General features: G+C 63.5%; 14 protein-coding genes. 9 read left to right on the top strand and 5 right to left on the bottom strand.

From position 1 onward, the window contains the following. The first annotated feature begins 77 nt into the window (after positions 1-77). Entirely contained in the window at positions 78-500 is a 423-nt protein-coding gene (locus WH303_RS04440; RefSeq protein WP_312989409.1) for a DUF2917 domain-containing protein, read from the top strand. Between the two features lie 274 nt (positions 501-774). Further along, a complete protein-coding gene (gene glmU / locus WH303_RS04445; protein WP_339517165.1) occupies positions 775-2,193 on the top strand; it encodes a bifunctional UDP-N-acetylglucosamine diphosphorylase/glucosamine-1-phosphate N-acetyltransferase GlmU in 1,419 nt (472 codons plus the stop codon). A gap of 34 nt (positions 2,194-2,227) precedes the next feature. Here the strand turns inward: glmU and WH303_RS04450 are convergent, their stop codons facing one another. From WH303_RS04450 to WH303_RS04465, 4 genes are all read right to left on the bottom strand, one after another. Further along, positions 2,228-4,663 (bottom strand): TonB-dependent receptor, encoded by a 2,436-nt coding sequence (locus tag WH303_RS04450; RefSeq protein WP_339517166.1) that lies wholly within the window; start codon positions 4,661-4,663, stop codon positions 2,228-2,230. A 109-nt stretch (positions 4,664-4,772) separates the two neighbouring features. Further along, a complete protein-coding gene (locus WH303_RS04455; RefSeq protein WP_339517167.1) occupies positions 4,773-6,083 on the bottom strand; it encodes a sigma-70 family RNA polymerase sigma factor in 1,311 nt (436 codons plus the stop codon). A gap of 109 nt (positions 6,084-6,192) precedes the next feature. Beyond that, a complete protein-coding gene (locus tag WH303_RS04460; RefSeq protein ID WP_021028894.1) occupies positions 6,193-7,293 on the bottom strand; it encodes a GGDEF domain-containing protein in 1,101 nt (366 codons plus the stop codon). Between the two features lie 311 nt (positions 7,294-7,604). Further along, complete coding sequence (locus WH303_RS04465) at positions 7,605-8,126, bottom strand: Lrp/AsnC family transcriptional regulator (RefSeq protein ID WP_339517168.1); 522 nt, start codon at positions 8,124-8,126, stop codon at positions 7,605-7,607. Positions 8,127-8,250: 124 nt separating this feature from the next. Here WH303_RS04465 and glmS point away from each other — a divergent pair, with 124 nt between their 5' ends. Further along, complete coding sequence (glmS, locus tag WH303_RS04470; RefSeq protein WP_339517169.1) at positions 8,251-10,140, top strand: glutamine--fructose-6-phosphate transaminase (isomerizing); 1,890 nt, start codon at positions 8,251-8,253, stop codon at positions 10,138-10,140. A 44-nt stretch (positions 10,141-10,184) separates the two neighbouring features. Further along, the gene (locus WH303_RS04475) at positions 10,185-10,475 is read left to right on the top strand and encodes a putative quinol monooxygenase (protein WP_339517170.1); all 291 of its coding nucleotides are present in this window, start codon (positions 10,185-10,187) and stop codon (positions 10,473-10,475) included. Positions 10,476-10,528: 53 nt separating this feature from the next. Here WH303_RS04475 and WH303_RS04480 read toward each other — a convergent pair whose 3' ends face one another. Next, positions 10,529-11,995, bottom strand: a complete 1,467-nt coding sequence (locus WH303_RS04480) for a hypothetical protein (RefSeq protein WP_339517171.1) — start codon at positions 11,993-11,995, stop codon at positions 10,529-10,531. A gap of 1,076 nt (positions 11,996-13,071) precedes the next feature. Here WH303_RS04480 and WH303_RS04485 point away from each other — a divergent pair. The 5 genes from WH303_RS04485 to WH303_RS04505 all read left to right on the top strand — a co-directional run bounded on the left by WH303_RS04485 (position 13,072) and on the right by WH303_RS04505 (position 16,292). Continuing rightward, entirely contained in the window at positions 13,072-13,488 is a 417-nt protein-coding gene (locus tag WH303_RS04485) for a type IV pilin protein (RefSeq protein WP_339517172.1), read from the top strand. After that, the gene (locus WH303_RS04490; RefSeq protein ID WP_339517173.1) at positions 13,488-13,994 is read left to right on the top strand and encodes a GspH/FimT family pseudopilin; all 507 of its coding nucleotides are present in this window, start codon (positions 13,488-13,490) and stop codon (positions 13,992-13,994) included. Before WH303_RS04485 ends, WH303_RS04490 begins: the two co-directional genes overlap by 1 nt. A gap of 68 nt (positions 13,995-14,062) precedes the next feature. Then, positions 14,063-14,536: a hypothetical protein gene (locus tag WH303_RS04495; protein WP_339517174.1), complete on the top strand. Its 474-nt coding sequence runs from the start codon at positions 14,063-14,065 to the stop codon at positions 14,534-14,536. Between the two features lie 26 nt (positions 14,537-14,562). After that, positions 14,563-15,696: a PilW family protein gene (locus WH303_RS04500; protein WP_339517175.1), complete on the top strand. Its 1,134-nt coding sequence runs from the start codon at positions 14,563-14,565 to the stop codon at positions 15,694-15,696. A 35-nt stretch (positions 15,697-15,731) separates the two neighbouring features. Next, on the top strand, positions 15,732-16,292 hold the full coding sequence (locus WH303_RS04505; protein WP_339517176.1) for a pilus assembly PilX family protein: 561 nt from the start codon (positions 15,732-15,734) through the stop codon (positions 16,290-16,292). Positions 16,293-16,358: the final 66 nt, after the last annotated feature.

The raw sequence follows: 16,358 nt of genomic DNA on the forward strand, positions 1-16,358 counted from the left end.
CTGCCCAGGCGCAAGATATGCATATCGGGTAAACCCTAGGATCGAAACGAGACCAGGGCCCTGCAAAGGAAAACACCATGGCAATGTCTGCATCTCATGTTCTGTCTGCTGGCTCCATCGCTGCGCGCCCCGCGCGTGCCAGCCGCGCTGCCTCGGCCGCTGCCGAGATGCGCATTCTGCCCACCGGCAAGGCCATCAGCTTTGTGCCCCAGCGCGATACCGTGCTGCGCATCTCCGAAGGCACCGCCTGGGTCACCCTGGGCCTGGGTCTGAGCAACGAAGCCAGCCTGCAAGCCGGTGACCTGGTGCTGCACGCCGGCCACACGGTTGTGCTCAAGGCCGGCCAATCGGTCGTCATCGAGAGCAAGCGCCAGGATGCGCTGGTCTACCACTTCCCCAAGAACCAGGGCGGCCAGCCCAACCTGGACGAGCAGCCCGCACGCTGGTTCACGCGCTTCCAATGGGGGAAGACCGACGGCAGCATGCTCTACAACATATAGAGTGACTGACACAGCCCTTGATACGCCGTTGTTCAGCCTTGTCGTACGTTTGTACTGCCTGCGGCTGAACGCCTCGTCTCAACCGCAAACCTTCGGTTTGCTGGGCTGTCTAAGTCCCTCATTCGAACACTTGCCCACAACAGCCTGCCTTGCGCAGGCTGTTTTTTTTGCCCAAAGACAGTGGCGGTGGCGGAAGCTGAAAGCCTGTAGAGCGCGATAATCACAGGGTTTTGTCTTTTAGAGGCGGTGCCCGGCGCCGCCTCGCTGATCCACCATGACCGCTCCACTCGACATCATCATCATGGCCGCCGGCAAGGGCACGCGCATGAAAAGCCGCTACCCCAAGGTGTTGCAGAAGCTGGCCGGGCGCGCGCTGCTGCAGCATGTGCTCGATACCGCAGCCCAACTGCAGGCCCGCTCGGCGGTGGTGATCACCGGCCATGGCGCTGACCAGGTGGAGGCGGCCATCGGCCAGACCAGCGCCGGCATCAGCCAGCTGGCCTTTGCGCGCCAGGAGCCGCAGCTGGGCACGGGCCACGCGGTGCAGCAGGCGGTGCCGCTGCTGGCTGATGAGGGCATGGCGATTGTGCTGTCCGGCGATGTGCCTCTGACGCAGGCGGGCACCTTGCAGGGCCTGCTTGATGCCGCAGGCAGCGACCGCATGGCGCTGCTCACGGTCAACATGCCCGACCCTACGGGTTACGGCCGCATTGTGCGCAATGCCGAGGGAACGGTGCAGCGCATCGTCGAGCAAAAGGATGCGAATGCGGACGAGCGCGCGATCACCGAGATCTACAGCGGCATCATGGCTGTGCCACTGCGCCGGCTCAAGCCCTGGCTGGCCCAGCTGAACAACCACAACGCCCAGAGCGAGTACTACCTGACCGACATTGTGGCGATGGCCGTTGCCGATGGCGTGGCGGTGGAAGGCCATTGCATTGCCGATGTGCTGCAGGTGGCCGGTATCAACAGCCCCCAGCAACTGGCCGAACTGGAGCGTGCCCACCAGATGCGCCAGGCCCAGGCGCTGATGGCCCAAGGTGTGCGCATGGCCGACCCGGCCCGTTTTGACCTGCGCGACGATGCGCGCGGCGGCAAGGCGCAGCTCATCTGCGGCCAGGATGTGGAGATCGATGTGGGCTGCATCTTTGGCGGCCAGGTGCGCATTGGCGATGGCGCGCGCATTGGCGCCTACTGCCATATCAGCAATGCCGAGATTGCCGCCGATGCGGTGATCCACCCGTTTACCCATATCGATGGCGAGGCTGCGGGCGCCCTGGTGGGCGAGGGCGCGCTGGTCGGGCCCTTTGCCCGACTGCGCCCTGGTGCCCAGCTGGGCAAGCAGGTGCACATCGGCAATTTTGTCGAGGTCAAGAACTCGCGCCTGGCAGATGGCGCCAAGGCCAACCACCTGGCCTACCTGGGCGATGCCGAGGTTGGCGAACGGGTCAACTACGGCGCGGGCAGCATCACCGCCAACTATGACGGCGCCAACAAGCACCGCACCGTGATCGAAGCCGATGTGCATGTGGGCAGCAACTGCGTGCTGGTAGCGCCGCTGACCATTGGCGCCGGTGGCACCGTGGGCGGCGGCTCCACCATCACCAAGAGCACGCCGCCGGGCGCCTTGAGCGTGGCGCGCGGCAAGCAGGTCAGCATTGCGAACTGGGACCGGCCGCAGAAGAAAAGCTAAGCGCCTCTTCTAGAACCGGCGCTGCCCAGCAGCCTTAGAAATCCACCGATGCCGACACGACAAAGGTGCGCGGCACCATCGGCGATACCGCGCCCCAGGACGTGACCCCTGCCCATGCATTGCGGTCCGCCAGGTTCTGCACGGTGGCGCGCAGGGTGGTCTTGCGGTCGGCGATGCGGGTGCTGTAGCGCAGGCCCAGATCGGCGCGCGTCCAGGCCGGAATGCGCAGCTGGTTGGCCTGGTCGGCAAACTGGGCGCCGGTGTAGGCCAGGTCGGCGATCAGGCTCAGGCCCTGGAGGGCGGGCACATCCCATTCCAGCCCCACATTGGCCAGCAGGCGCGAGGTGCCGATGGGCCGGTTGCCCACCAGCGAGGCTGTGGCGGCGCGGGTGATCTCTGGCTTCAGCCAGGTCAGGCCGCCCAGCAGGCGCAGGCCCTTGGCGGCTTCGCCATAAGCGTACAGTTCCATGCCCAGGTTGCGCTGCTCGCCATTGCTTTGGTAGACGCCCTGGTTCAGCCCGCCGCTGGGTTTCTCGATGCTGAACAGCGAGGCTGTGGCCATGAAGCTGCCCAGGTCGTACTTGCTGCCGATCTCGTACTGGCGGCTTTTGTAGGGGCGCAGCACTTCGCCGTAGTTGCTGGCCGACGGCGGCGCGATATCGCCCTTGCTCAGCCCTTCGATGTAGTTGGCGTAGAGCGACCAGTGCGGCGCCTGGCGCCAGACCACGCCCAGCGCGGGCGTGGTGACCCTCTCGTCATAGACATTGGCGGTGGCGCCGGTCAGCGCATTGAAGTTGGTCGATTTGATCACCTGGTGGCGCAGGCCCAGGGACAGCTGCAGGCGGTCGTTCAGCAGCCCCACCGTGTCGACCAGCGCCAGGCTGGTGTTGCGGTTGTCATGGATGCGGGGAATGTCGCTCGGCCGGGCAATGCTCTGCGGGCTGTTGGCGATGGGTGCATAGATGTTGGACTGGATCGTGCTGCCCGCTTGCAGCGCGCGGTGGAACTCTTCGCGGTAGCTGGCCAGCTGCAAGGTGACCGAGTGCTTGACCCCCGCCAGCGCAAAGCGCGAGCGCAGGCCGGCATCGATGGTGCTGCGGTCCACATCGAACACCGCATAGGTGGGGGTGCTGCTGGTGGCGCCGGAGGCCGAGGTCAGGCGCGGTGCGGAGTCGTAGAGGCGGTCCACATCGGCACGCGACTGGCCCAGATTGGCAAACACCGTGAGCTGCTCGGTCACATCGAACTCGGTGCGCAGCAGCACGGCGCGCTCGCGGTTGTCCGACCATTCCCAGGCCTGCGAGGCATTGCGCTTGCCGCTGGGGGCGGCCGGCAGCGCGGCCAGCCCGCTGGGCATGATGGGCCGGCCCACGCCATCGATGCGCTCGTCCTGCGACAGGATATCCAAGGTGGCGCGGAACTGCGCCACTTCGTAGTCCAGCGCCAGCGCCAGCACATTGCCATTGCTGCGCTGCTGGTCCACCACCGTATCGCCCTGGTACTTGCTGGCATTGATGCGGATGCCGTACTGGCCCTCGTCGCCAAAGCGCCGGCCCACATCGGCATGGGTGTTCCAGAGGCTGTCGGAGCTGTGGCCCAGGGTCAGCCTGGCCACCTCCTCATTGGCGCGCTTGGGCGCGATATTGATCACGCCGCCCACCGAGCCATTGGGCGACATGCCAAACAGCAGCGCGCCCGGGCCCTTGATGACCTCGATGCGGTCCACATACTCGGTGCGCACCCGGTAGTTGGGCGCAATGCCGTAGATGCCGTCAAAGGCGATTTCGCCGGAGTTGCCTTCCCAGATCGGAAAGCCCCGGATATAGAGGTTGTCCACATTGCCGCCGGGCAGCACGGTGTAGCGTACCGAGGGGTCGCGGTTTACTGCCTCGGCAATGGTGCTGGCCTGCTGGTCGCGCACCGCCTGGGCGGTGTAGCTGGTGGTGCTGAAGGGCGCATCCATATTGCGGGTATTGCCCAGCACGCCCAGCCGCACGCCCTTGGCCACCTGGCCACCGGCATAGGGCGCCGGCAGCAGGTTGACATACTGGTCGCCGGCCGACACGGTGACCTGGGGCAGGGTGGGGTCCTGTGCGGGCGCAGGGGCGGTGGCTGGCGCTGGTATGCGCTCCAGGGTCAAGGTGCCGCCTGCGATGCGGCCTTGCAGGCCACTGCCCTGCAGCAGCTGGGCCAGGCCTTGCTGCAGCTCATAGCGGCCGCTGAGCGCCTGTGACTGCCGGCCCTGCACCAGCTCGGAGGCATAGGTCAGCTGCAGGCAGGCCTGGCGGGCAAATTGGCTCAGCGCAGCGGACAGGGGCTGGGCGGGCAGCTCCAGCTGCAGGCTTTGGGCAGCGGCCAGCTGCAGCTGCAGCCCCAGGCTGAGTGCAGCGCAGGCGCGGGCCAGGGTAGAGGGGCGGCGCAGGGGGGAAGAGCGCGAGGAAAAGACGGAGGGCGCAGGGGCGAGAGGCATAAAGGCTTTCAGCAAGAGCGAAGGGGATGGCCAAAGACCGAGGCCTGGAGGGCCAGACCGGTCTTCTGAAAGCAAATACGAACCAGGCCGCAAAACCCTGAAAAATACATCAGCTCTTTTTGCGCAGGCTGATCAGCAAGGCGCCATCGGCCTGGGCCTTGACCTGCACCGGCGCCAACTGCGGCAGGTTGCGCAGCCAGCGCTCGGCCTGCACGATGCGCACATGGCCGCTGATGGCCAGCTGCGCAGCGCCCGCATCAATCTGCAGCGGGCGGCTGCTGTAGCGCCCCAGGCGCTCGACCACCTGGCCCAGCGGCTGCTGGTCAAAGACCAGCTCGCCCTCGCGCCAGGCGGCAGGCCGGGGCTGGGCCTGTACCTGCCAGGCAGCTGCGCCAGCGGCCAGCGGCACGCGCAGCGATTGCTGGCCTTGCAGCACGATCTGCTGCTGGCTGCCCAGTTGCTCCACCCGCACCAGGCCCGATTCGACCTGCACCAGCACCGCATCGGGCTCCAGCTCCACGCCAAAGCTGGTGCCCAGCACGCGGATGCGCACGGCGCCGGCCTGCACCTCAAAGGGCCGCTCGGTATCGCGCGCCACGCTGAAGAAGGCCGCGCCCGCCAGCAGCTGGGCCTCGCGGAGGCCGGCGCGGTAGCGTAACTCCACATGGCTGGCGGCATCGATGCGCAGCTGGCTGCCATCGGGCAGATCCAGGCTGCGCTGCATGCCGGTGCCACTGGCGAGGCTGCCTTGCCACAGCAGGCGCTGCTGCCACAGCTGCCAGGCGGGCCAGCCGGCGCAGGCCAGGCCCGCAACCCGCAGCAAAGCGCCCAGCGCGCCCCGGCGGCGGCGCCGTGCAGCGGCCTGCTGCGTGCCCTGGGCATCACCGCGCCAGCGCAGCAGGGCGGCCTCCAGGCAGGCATCGGCCTGCATCAGGTCGCGCTCCACGGTGTTCAGCGATACCTGCAGGCTCTGCGCAATCTGCGCATGGGTCTGGCCCTGCAGGCGGTGGGCCAGCAGCGCCGACTGCATGCGTGCGGGCAGCTCGGCGATGACCTGGGCCACCAGATTCAGCGCCTGGCGGTACATGGCCTGGTCGGCCACATCGCTGGCGCTGGGGGGCTGCAGCTGCTGCCAATCCTGCAGGCTGCGCTGCTGCATGCCGCGCTGGCGCAAATGGTCCAGCGCCAGGTGCTTGGCGGTGGCAAACAGATAGGCGCGGGCCGCTTCCTGGCTGGGGGAGCTGCCATCGGGCAATTGCGCGGGGGCGGTCGCCAGGCGCAGCCAGGTCTCCTGCACCAGGTCACGGGCCTCATCGCGGCTGCCGGTCTTGCCGGTCAGGTAGGCCAGCAGCTGCGGCTGGTGGGCGCAGAACAGCGCATGCCAGCGTTGGGCGCTCCAGGGGGCAAGAGAAGATGGCATGGCGGTGGCAAAGCTCTGAAAACGAGAATGACTATCATTCTAGTTTCTAGGCCTTCGCCATGCCGATGCGGGGGCAGGCAGGCGGGGATGGCCTGCCTGCGGGAGAGGATCAGCTGGCCGCTGCTGCCGGGCCCGGCATATTGGCCAGCTCGGCCAGGTGTGCGGCCGAGATCGGTTCCAGCTCGGCATAGCTGCCGTACATGCGCGGGGCGCCCCGGGCCTGTTCCAGCGCCGCTTCGGCCTGCACGATCCAGTCGTCCACCGACTGGTGGTACTTGGCCAGGCTGGCAATGCCGATGCTGACGCTGATCTGCACATCGGGCCAGTCGCGCAGGCGGCGGTTGAGTGCCTGGCTGTGGATGCGGTCGGCAATCTGGTTGGCAATGTCCAGGTTGACACCCGACAGCAACACGGCAAACGAGTCGCCGCCAAAGCGGCAGGTGGCATCGCCTGGGCGCACGCAGGTGCGCAAGGTGTTGGCCACGGCAATGATGACCTCGTCGCCAGCGGTCTCGCCATGGCGGCTGTTGAGCTCGCGGAAGTTATCCACATCGACGACGATGAGGAACGCCGGGATGTCCTTTTGCTTGGCATAGGCGAACAGGCGGGTCGCCAGATCCTGCCAGTACATGCGGCCAAAAAAGCCAGTCATCGCATCGACGCGGCGCATCACCATCAGCATCTGCTCTTTGTGGGCCAGGCTGCGCAGCAGGTGGCCGGTGGCAATGCCTTGCATCGCCAGGTACAGGGCGACGGCCAGCAGGCTGCCGACAATGGTGAAGGTGCTGGTGTGGCGCTGGACCTCGAACGAGGTGAGCAGACCGGTGACCGCCAGGCCCGCGATGGCGCCGACGACGGCCAGGGCCGCATGGCGCACACTTTGCATGGCGTAGGTGCAGTGCACCAGCACCATCAGCATGATGGCACTGGTCAGCAGGTGGAAATGCACCAGCGCCACCCAGACGCCAATGACCAGGCCGTCAACAAAGCTAAGGATGACATCGTTGACGTCCGACCCGCCCGTGCGGCGGGTGCGCCAGCGGGCCAGCAGGGGCCAGGCCAGCAGCGGCAGCGCCACAGCCAGCCAGATGGGCCAGGAGGCATTGCGCTGCCACAGCGCGCCTGCGGCGGCCAGCGCACAGGACGCCAGAAAAACAATGCGGCCCCAGTCACTGCGCTGCTGGGTGCTGTCCATTTTGATATGCACCATGTATAGCCTCTCCTAGCCGTGGGTCACAGTCGTTGCAGGCATAGCTGTCAATGTTACTGTTTGATACTCCCGGTGTAAGTATGAGGCCGGACCACCGCCAAGACAAGCCAGTCCGGGCTTGTTACATTTGTTGAATGTTTTCGTCCACAACGACTGCCTGAGAGTGGTCATGCACATCGCAGCCATGCACGGTGGCTGCGGAGGGCTGGGCAACAAGGCCGTAGCGCAATGCCCGTTTTTACCAAGCGGGTAATCGCAGGGCTCAGAGGGTGTTGGCACCGCCAAGCCTGCTGTTGAGGCGCTAGCAGGCTTTAGCCGTGGTGCGACAGGTGCGGACCCTTGGGCAGGGGGATGCGGGTGATGAACTTGCTGCGCTTGGTGGCGAAGTAGGTTTTCACATTGCGCACATTGCTTTGTGAGGTGAAGAGCTTTTGCGTCAGCGCCAGGTAGCCGGGCATGTCATGGGCGTAGACCACCAGCACAAAGTCCGGCCCCGGGCTGACACGCCAGCATTGCTGCACCTGGTCATTCTGCACCACGGCAGCCTCAAAGGCATCGAGCTCTTCGGCGCCCTGGCGTTCCAGGCTCACTTCGACCAGCGCAAACAGGCCAAAGCCCTGCACCTTGGCCAGCACATCGTGCGAGAGCAAGGCGACCTCGGCGGCGATCAGGCCCAGCTCGCGCAGGCGCTTGATGCGCCGCAGGCAGGTGGGGGGCGAGACATGTACCTTGTCGGCCAGCGCGTGGTTGCTGACCGAGGCATCCTTTTGCAGAGCGTCGAGCAGCTGCAGGTCGATGATATCCAGCGTGAAATCATTCAAATCATCGTTCATTGTGAAATTTTATTTCAATAGATATTTAATGAGAAATATTATTTCAAAAACTTGCAAAAATGGAAAGAAAATACAATGCTGACCTGTCTACACTGCAGCCATTGTTGATCAAGGAGTGAATGCTATGTGCGGCATTGTTGGTGCAGTTTCTACGCGCAATATCGTCCCGGTGCTGGTGCAAGGCCTGCAGCGGCTGGAGTACCGGGGTTATGACTCCTGCGGTGTGGCCGTGCATGAAGCGAGCCTCGACGGCCGCCAGCCCGGTGGCCTGCGCCGCGCCCGCAGCACGGCCCGCGTCGCCGAGCTGGTGGAGCAGGTAGCGAGCGAGCAGCTGCAAGGCGCCACCGGCATTGCCCACACGCGCTGGGCCACGCATGGTGCGCCCGCCGTGCACAATGCCCACCCGCATTTCAGCGCTGGCCCGGGCGTGGCCGATGTGCAAGCCGTGGGCCGCGTGGCCCTGGTGCACAACGGCATCATCGAGAACCACGAAGCGCTGCGCGCCGAGCTGCAGGCCAAGGGCTACCAGTTCCTGAGCCAGACCGATACCGAAGTGATTGCCCACCTGGTGGACAGCCACTACGACGGCGACCTGTTCACGGCCTTGCAGCAGGCCATCAAATCCCTGCGCGGCGCCTATGCGATTGCCGTCATGCACAAGGACGAACCCCACCGCGTGGTCGGCGCACGTGCCGGCTCGCCGCTGATCCTGGGCGTGGGCAACAACGAGAACTTCCTGGCCAGCGATGCGATGGCGCTGGCCGGCGTGACCGACCAGATCGTCTACTTGGCTGAAGGCGACATGGTCGACCTGCAGATTGGCCGCTACTGGGTGGTGGACCACAACGGCAAGACGCTGGAGGCGGCCGACCGCCCGGTCAAGACCGTGCATGCGCACAGTGGCGCCGTGGAGCTGGGCCCCTACCGCCACTACATGCAAAAAGAGATCTTCGAGCAGCCGCGCGCGATTGCCGATACGCTCGAAGGCGTGCAAAGCGTGGTGCCCGAGCTGTTTGATGGCGTGGAGGGCGATGCCGCCTGGCGCGTGTTCAAGGAGATCGACGAGGTACTGATCCTGGCCTGCGGCACCAGCTACTACAGCGGCTGCACCGCCAAGTACTGGATCGAAGGCCTGGCGGGCATCCGCTGCAATGTGGAAGTGGCCAGCGAATACCGCTACCGCAAGAGTGTGCCCAACCCCCGGGCGCTGGTCGTCACCATCAGCCAATCGGGCGAGACGGCCGATACGCTGGCAGCACTGCGCCATGCCCAGGGCCTGGGCATGACCAACACCTTGACCATCTGCAATGTGGCCACCAGCGCCATGGTGCGCGAGTGCAAGCTGAGCTACATCACCCGTGCGGGCATGGAAATCGGCGTGGCCTCGACCAAGGCCTTTACCACCCAGCTGGCGGGCCTGTTCCTGCTGACCCTGGCCCTGGGCCAGAGCAAGGGCCACATCACTGAAGCGCAGTCCGATGCCTACCTGGAAAAAATGCGCCACCTGCCGCTGGCCCTGCAAGCCGTGCTGGCGCTCGAACCCCAGGTGGTCAGCTGGGCCGAGGACTTTGCGCGCAAGGAAAATGCGCTCTTCCTGGGCCGTGGCATCCACTACCCGATAGCGCTGGAAGGCGCGCTCAAGCTCAAGGAGATCAGCTACATCCACGCCGAAGCCTACCCGGCCGGCGAGCTCAAACACGGCCCGCTGGCGCTGGTGGACAGCGAGATGCCCGTCGTCACCGTCGCCCCCAATGACGAGCTGCTGGAAAAGCTCAAGAGCAATATGCAGGAAGTGCGCGCGCGCGGCGGTGTGCTCTATGTGCTGGCTGACGCCAACACCAATATCGAGAACGAAGAGGGCATGCATGTGATCCGCATGCCCGAGCACTACGGCGTGCTCAGCCCCATCCTGCATGTGGTGCCGCTGCAGCTGCTGTCCTACCACACGGCCGTGGCACGCGGCACCGATGTGGACAAGCCGCGCAACCTGGCCAAGTCGGTCACGGTGGAGTAAGACATGCCGGCATGGTTTGCTCAGCGCACCCCAGGAGCCCTGGTTTGACGGAAGCCCTGAACCTGATCGTCACGCTGCAGCCCCGCGCGGGCTGTTTGCCGGATGTCGTCTCGACACTCACAACCTTGGCGCAGGCCAGCCGGCAAGAAGCCGGCTGCCTGCGCTACGACGTGGCGGTGGGCAAGGAGCTGGTCTATCTCTTTGAGGTATGGACCGACCGCCAGGCTTTGGCGGCGCATGAGAAGGAGGCACACTTTGTGCTGGGCGTCGCTGCGCTGAACCGCTTGTGTGAATCCCAAAGAGTGGAATTTGTCGAGTGGCAGGGGCCAGGCTAGCCGGCCTCGGTCCCCATCTCCTTCACTACTGAAACGGCTGCACTGGGCGGGTGCTAGTTGTACCAGGTGCTGAGCCAGGCAAAACAGATCATCACCGCGAATGCCGCCAGCGCAAACGGCAGCAGGAACAGGTAGACCGACCGCTCCTCTGAAGCCCCATGGCTGAGCTTGGCCGCAATGGACATGCGCACCGGTGAGAAAAAGCCCAGTGCCAGACCGGAGACATGCACCACCGCGCCCGTGGCCAGCAGGCTGATACCGGCCTGAGACGCGAGCGTGGAGAGCGGTGGCAGCAGCAGGCTGTTGCCGGCGTTTCCGGTATTGGCAATGATCCCTAGCGCGCCCGCCAGTGCTGGGGTGAGCACCATGGCGTCAGGCCCCAAGGCGGCAAAGAGGCCGTTGGCCAGCCCTTGCGCGATGCCCGATTTATTGAGCATTTCCGCCATCATCGCAAACAGAAACACCGTCCACACGGCTTGCTTGCCGGTGGACCAGGAGGCCAGGACCTCGGCCTTGAGCGTGTGCGTGCGCCGGCGCAAAGCAGCGGTCAACAGCGCGGCCACCAGGAACCACAGGCCGGAATGCATCAACGGCAGCAAGGTGGGCAGGTCGGGAAAGGGCCGGAACCATAGCAGGGTCGACAGGCATTCCCTGAGGCTGGGAAAGAGCCTGGTCGCGGCCAGCCATCCAATGATCAAGCCATAGGGCAGGCAGGCGATGGCACGTTGGCGAACTTGCTGCCCATCGGGGCGCTCATCCACCAGGTAGCGAAGAATGATAAGCGGGCTGAAGGCGGCAAGCAGAGCCGTCTCCGGACCCAGCAAGTAGGTGCAGGCCACGAGGCTGGCCAGACTTGCCGCCACCCAGAGCAACTCCCATGCGCACTCGCGGAGCGACATGTGCTCTTTGGCTTGGCGCAAAGTGACCCAGAACAGGGCCAGCCACAGCAGCATCAAGGTCGCGACAGGAACGGCCGAATACAGAGCCAGGTCCGTGGGCGACACGCGCAGGTAGGCAGCACCCAGCAGCGTGCCGCTGCTCATCGCACCCCAGGGAATGAAAGTCTGGCTGAGCAAGGCAAACACCATCAGATGGCAAGGCGCCAGGGCCAGGTGGCGCAGCATCACCACCGTGCCCACCATGCCGACGCCAAAACCGGTCGCGGACTCGGCAAAAGGGCCGACCAAAAAACAGGCAAAGAAAAGCCTTCTGCGACGCGCATAGGGGTCGAGACCCGCAGAGGGGCCATCAGCGCCGTCGAGCGCGTGCTTGCTGGACGCGACGCGCCAAAAAAGCAGGCCGCCCAGGATATAGGGCGCGATGGTCCCGCCAATCCAGGCCCCCCGCATGAGCGACTCACCGAGCTTGTCGATGGAAAAAGGAATCGGGCCGCTGAAAAACGCGATGGGCACCGTCAGCGCCAGACCCAGCAGTGCCGCCCGGGTCGCGTTCCACTTCAGAAAGGCAATGGCCAGCGCCACCACCAAGGTGGGCGTCGCCCACAGTAGGTAGCTATGCATCGCCGCGCTGTTGCTGTGGGGCGGCTGGCTGCAAACGGAACGCTTTTAGGGTTATGCCTGGCATAGAAGAGATGTCGTTATTTATCAAAACGATTCTCCGGCCTTCCAGGGGTTTGCCCAGTCACCTTGGCTTCGCATCCACCGGGAGCTGCGATGAAAAGTCGCCTCGTTTTGCGCTGTGGGCTTGGTGTTTGAGCAGGTCTTGCTGGCCCAAGCGACTCAACTTCTGGGCCTCTGGTCACAGCCTTGCTGCGGCTTGGCCTGTGGTCAGTCCTTTGTTGATGGCTCCGTATTTTCAACCTCGTATCCAAGCAATTCTGAGGCCCTGTTGTGCATGGTGGTGGAGGAGCTCTTGGCTCTCTTCAAAGCCCCCATCTTGGGGAGGGAGGCATGACGGCTTCGCAGTCCGCCTGCTCTGTCTTGGCGCTGTTGCGCACAGGGTTTGGCCCGATTCCTTGATCCAAATTAATCTCAAGGATAGTCGGAATGAATTGTTGTAAATATGTCAATTAGTGCCTGGTAGAAACTATGTTAACAATTGGATTGAATGTTTCTTTGGGTAAGCGGCTACACTCCGGTTGCTGATTTCATTGAGTAAAAATAAGAAACCATAAGAAATATGAATTCATAATCTGCCGCCTGTTGCGCGGGGTGCAAGCGCAGGAATGATGAATTGGTATCTCTGGAGGGCGATCCGTTTATCTATAGCGCTTGGCCTTGCATTGTCATGCTTGGGGGTGATCGGCATGAGGGCGGCGGATGGATCATTTTTGAAGATGAGTAAGTGGCTGCTTATCGGTGCTGTGCCTGGTGCGCGATAAGGAAATCTAGAAAAATTTCATCTTTGATTTTGCAAGATTTTTTGCTTTTTTGACGGTGTTTCCACTGATTGATAAAAATAACTGACCAACAGATCTGGGGGATGCCGGTGTATTAATTTTAATAATAGGCGTTGGTCCAAAATGCTTCAAAAAAATATCGACCGCCTGTGCCAAGCGTGCAGTGGTGGGGGGTGGGGAAGTAGTCGCTGGTCGCATCTTTCTGCGAAGCAGAGGGGTGCTTGCATGCGGCGAGGTATGTCGCGTGGCTTTACCTTGATTGAGGTGATGATCGTGGTGGGGATTATTGCCATCCTCGCTGCCATTGCCATGCCTGCGTACCAAGAATATATCAAGCGAGGCCAGATTGTGGATGGTCTGGTGCCGTTAGCCGATATGGGCGGCAAGCTGGAGCAGTATTTTCAGGATAACCGGACCTACGAAGACGCGTGCGGCACGAGCGGCTTGGCGCCGGCGCCGGCGGCCACCGCCCGCTTCAAATACACCTGTGCGCTGGATGTGAAGACCTACACGGTGACCGCCACCGGTATTGGCAGCATGTCCGGCTTTGTGTTCACACTCAACCAGCAAGGCCAGCGCGCCACCACAGGCACGCCTTCAGGCTGGACAGCCGGTACCAATTGCTGGTCGGCCCGCAAGGATGGGAGCTGCTGATGCTGCCTGTTGTGGCTAAGCGTGCCCATGGCTTCACCTTGCTTGAGCTGCTGGTGGGGATTGGCATCATCGCTTTTTTGCTGCTGATGGTGATGCCCAGCATCCGCGTGTACCTGTTGGACACCAAGATCCGTGCAGCGGCCCAGGCTTACTACGACGGCGCGCAGCAGGCACGCTCAGAAGCCTTGCGCCGCAATGGCGATGTGACCATCAGCCTCAGTGACTCCAACCGGGGATGGTCGATTGTGACCGGCGGCACCACGCTTGCTGCCAAGCCTGCGGAATCTGCCGCCTCGCTCACGATCACGGCCACAGCGGCCGATGTGACCTTCAATGGTCTGGGCAATGCCTCGGCAGCGAACACCGTCAAGTTCATGCCGGGCGACAGTGCGCAGTGCCTGGCCAGTGGTCCCCAGCGCTGCCTGAACATCCTGGTCTCGCCTGGCGGCCAGGTGCGCCTCTGCGATCCCACCATCACTGCCGCTGGAGACAACCGCAAATGCTGAGCACTCCTTCTTTGACGCGGCGCAGGCGCTCTCCCGTGCAAAGGCCAGGTGCCCGCCCGCAGCGCGGGATGATGCTGATCGAGGCCATGGTCTCCATCCTGCTGCTGCTGCTGGGAATCCTGGGGATTGCAGGACTGACGGCCAAATCGATGGCGCTCAGTGGCCAGGCGCAGTACCGCACCGAAGCGGGTATCTACGCCGCCCAGATCATCCAGCTGGTGTCGTTGAGTGTGGACCGCAGCTCAGCGAGCACGCTGGCGCAGTCGCTCAAGGCCTTTGAGCACCAGCCAGACGGCACGGAACGCTGTGCCTACAGCGGCACTGAACTGAGCGAGACCTCGGAACTGGGCAAGGTTCTGAAGGCGGCGCGGGGGGCAGACACGGCCAACCCCTGGCTGGGGCTGCCAGGTGCTACCGAAAGTGGTCAGCAAGTGGTCGTCAATACCGGCAACGATCTCAACCAGGTTACGGTGCGGCTGTGCTGGCAAGGGCCCAGTGACACAGCCAAGCGCATCTACGAAATACAGGCATTCGTGCACTAGAAAAATACCAAGAGAGGACCATTGCCATGAAAGGTTTTGCGCCGCGAAGATCGCCGCCGGATGGGCGCATGCAGGGCTTCACGATCATTGAAATCATGATCGGGCTGGCCATTGGCCTGCTGACTTTGCTGGCCATCTACCAGTTGTTCTCCACATCGGAGGGGCGGCGACGCACGACCTCGGCAGTCAGCCAGGCGCAAACGGCTGGGTCCCTGGCGCTGTTTGCCATCGAGCGCGATATTCGCTCGGCCGGACTGGGGTTTGCAGGCATGGATTCCGCCTACCTGGGCTGCGAAGTGCAGGCCTACAAGCGCACGGGCCGCGACCCGGCCCAGTACACATTTCCGCTGATGCCGGTGCAGATCGTCAGCGGCAATGAGCTGCGGGTGCTGACCGGCTCATCGCCCAATATGTTTATCGGCGCGCGCTATAGCGCCAGTGCCAGCGGCGTCTTCACGATGGAACGCAGCAATGCCGGTTTTCAGGCCGGCGATGTGGCTGTGGGGACCAGCGACACGGATCCCAGCAAGTGCCTGCTGATGGAAGTGACGGCCGGCGCTGGCTCGTCCATCACCGGTCCGGGAGGTGTTGCAGAAGAGGATCCGACGGTGCGCCACATGACCGGTGGCTACACCAGTTTCTACACCGCTGCCTCAGTAACGCCTGAGCGCAATGGCGGCTCCTCGGTCGACATGCTCGATGGCGGCGCCACCAGCCTGGGTGAGGGTTGGCTGTTCAGCCTGGGCAACCAGCCCACTCGCAACGTTTGGCGTGTCAAGGACAACCAGCTGATGCGCTACAACTTTCTGGATGAGACCGATACCAAGAGCGTGGCCGTCGCCGAGGACGTGCTGCAAATGGTGGCTGAATACGGTTTTGACAAGGATGGAAGCGGCAAGATCGACAAGGAGGATGAGTGGACATCTTCCGATGCGGATCTGGTCGCCACCAAGCTGGGGCGTCTGATGGCGGTGCGTGTCGCCATCCTGGTGCGTAGCTCGCAGTATGAGCGCGAAGCGGTGACCTCTGCTGCACCCAAGTGGGCCAATGGCAGCAAGTCATTCGAGATGGGTACGGGTGACGAATGGCCGCATTACCGCTACCGCGTATACGAAAGCGTGATCCCGCTGCGCAACACGATTTGGGGACAACAACAATGACCAAACACTTGCCATGCCTTCGTGCAATGCCGCCCATGGCTCTCGCTCCACGGCATCAACAGCAGGGCGTGACCTTGCTGGTCGCCCTGGTCGTGCTGCTGGTGATGACGATCACCGGCCTGGCCCTCGTGCGCACCAGCACCTTGGGCGCCGGCGTCTCAGGCAGTCTGGCACTCAAGCAGGCGGCCACATCAGGCGCTGATTTGGGGCTGGAAACTGGCCTGGCCAAGCTGGAAGTCTTGGCAGCCACGGGCACCAGTGCACTCGATGCCAACAACAGCTCTTTGGGCTATTACGCCAGCGTTGATCCGAAGGCATCCGCTCAATCGCTGGCCTGGGGCAGTGCCCCTGTGGTCACCACCAACGATGGCTTGGGCAACGAGGTGCGTTACCTGATCCATCGGCTCTGCAGCAAGGCAGAAGCGCTCAACGCTGCCGGGCAAAGCTGTGTCATGCCCCAGGGTGAAGGTTGCTCGGGTTCCAGCGAATCGATAGGCAGCGTCTCCAGCTGCACGCAGCGGCCCATGTACCGCATCACCGCGAAGGTGTCCGGTCCCCGAGACACCGAAAGCTATGTGCAGATGAGCACCTACTGAGACCTGCCCGGATCACCCTCCGGGCATGGTTGCGTTGGGTCAGGCAAAAAATTCTAGATTAATAAG

Origin of the sequence: Comamonas sp. MYb69, from assembly GCF_037479315.1 — a bacterium.
Taxonomy (GTDB): Bacteria; Pseudomonadota; Gammaproteobacteria; order Burkholderiales; family Burkholderiaceae_C; genus Comamonas.

Coding starts and splice junctions, on each gene's coding strand:
- glmS (WP_339517169.1), top strand. CDS start 8,251: ATGTGCGGCATTGTTGGTGCAGTTTCTACGCGCAATATCGTCCCGGTG.
- WH303_RS04490 (WP_339517173.1), top strand. CDS start 13,488: ATGCTGCCTGTTGTGGCTAAGCGTGCCCATGGCTTCACCTTGCTTGAG.
- WH303_RS04480 (WP_339517171.1), bottom strand. CDS start 11,995: ATGCATAGCTACCTACTGTGGGCGACGCCCACCTTGGTGGTGGCGCTG.
- WH303_RS04465 (WP_339517168.1), bottom strand. CDS start 8,126: ATGAACGATGATTTGAATGATTTCACGCTGGATATCATCGACCTGCAG.
- glmU (WP_339517165.1), top strand. CDS start 775: ATGACCGCTCCACTCGACATCATCATCATGGCCGCCGGCAAGGGCACG.
- WH303_RS04505 (WP_339517176.1), top strand. CDS start 15,732: ATGGCTCTCGCTCCACGGCATCAACAGCAGGGCGTGACCTTGCTGGTC.
- WH303_RS04455 (WP_339517167.1), bottom strand. CDS start 6,083: ATGCCATCTTCTCTTGCCCCCTGGAGCGCCCAACGCTGGCATGCGCTG.
- WH303_RS04500 (WP_339517175.1), top strand. CDS start 14,563: ATGAAAGGTTTTGCGCCGCGAAGATCGCCGCCGGATGGGCGCATGCAG.
- WH303_RS04485 (WP_339517172.1), top strand. CDS start 13,072: ATGTCGCGTGGCTTTACCTTGATTGAGGTGATGATCGTGGTGGGGATT.
- WH303_RS04460 (WP_021028894.1), bottom strand. CDS start 7,293: ATGGTGCATATCAAAATGGACAGCACCCAGCAGCGCAGTGACTGGGGC.
- WH303_RS04450 (WP_339517166.1), bottom strand. CDS start 4,663: ATGCCTCTCGCCCCTGCGCCCTCCGTCTTTTCCTCGCGCTCTTCCCCC.
- WH303_RS04495 (WP_339517174.1), top strand. CDS start 14,063: ATGATGCTGATCGAGGCCATGGTCTCCATCCTGCTGCTGCTGCTGGGA.
- WH303_RS04440 (WP_312989409.1), top strand. CDS start 78: ATGGCAATGTCTGCATCTCATGTTCTGTCTGCTGGCTCCATCGCTGCG.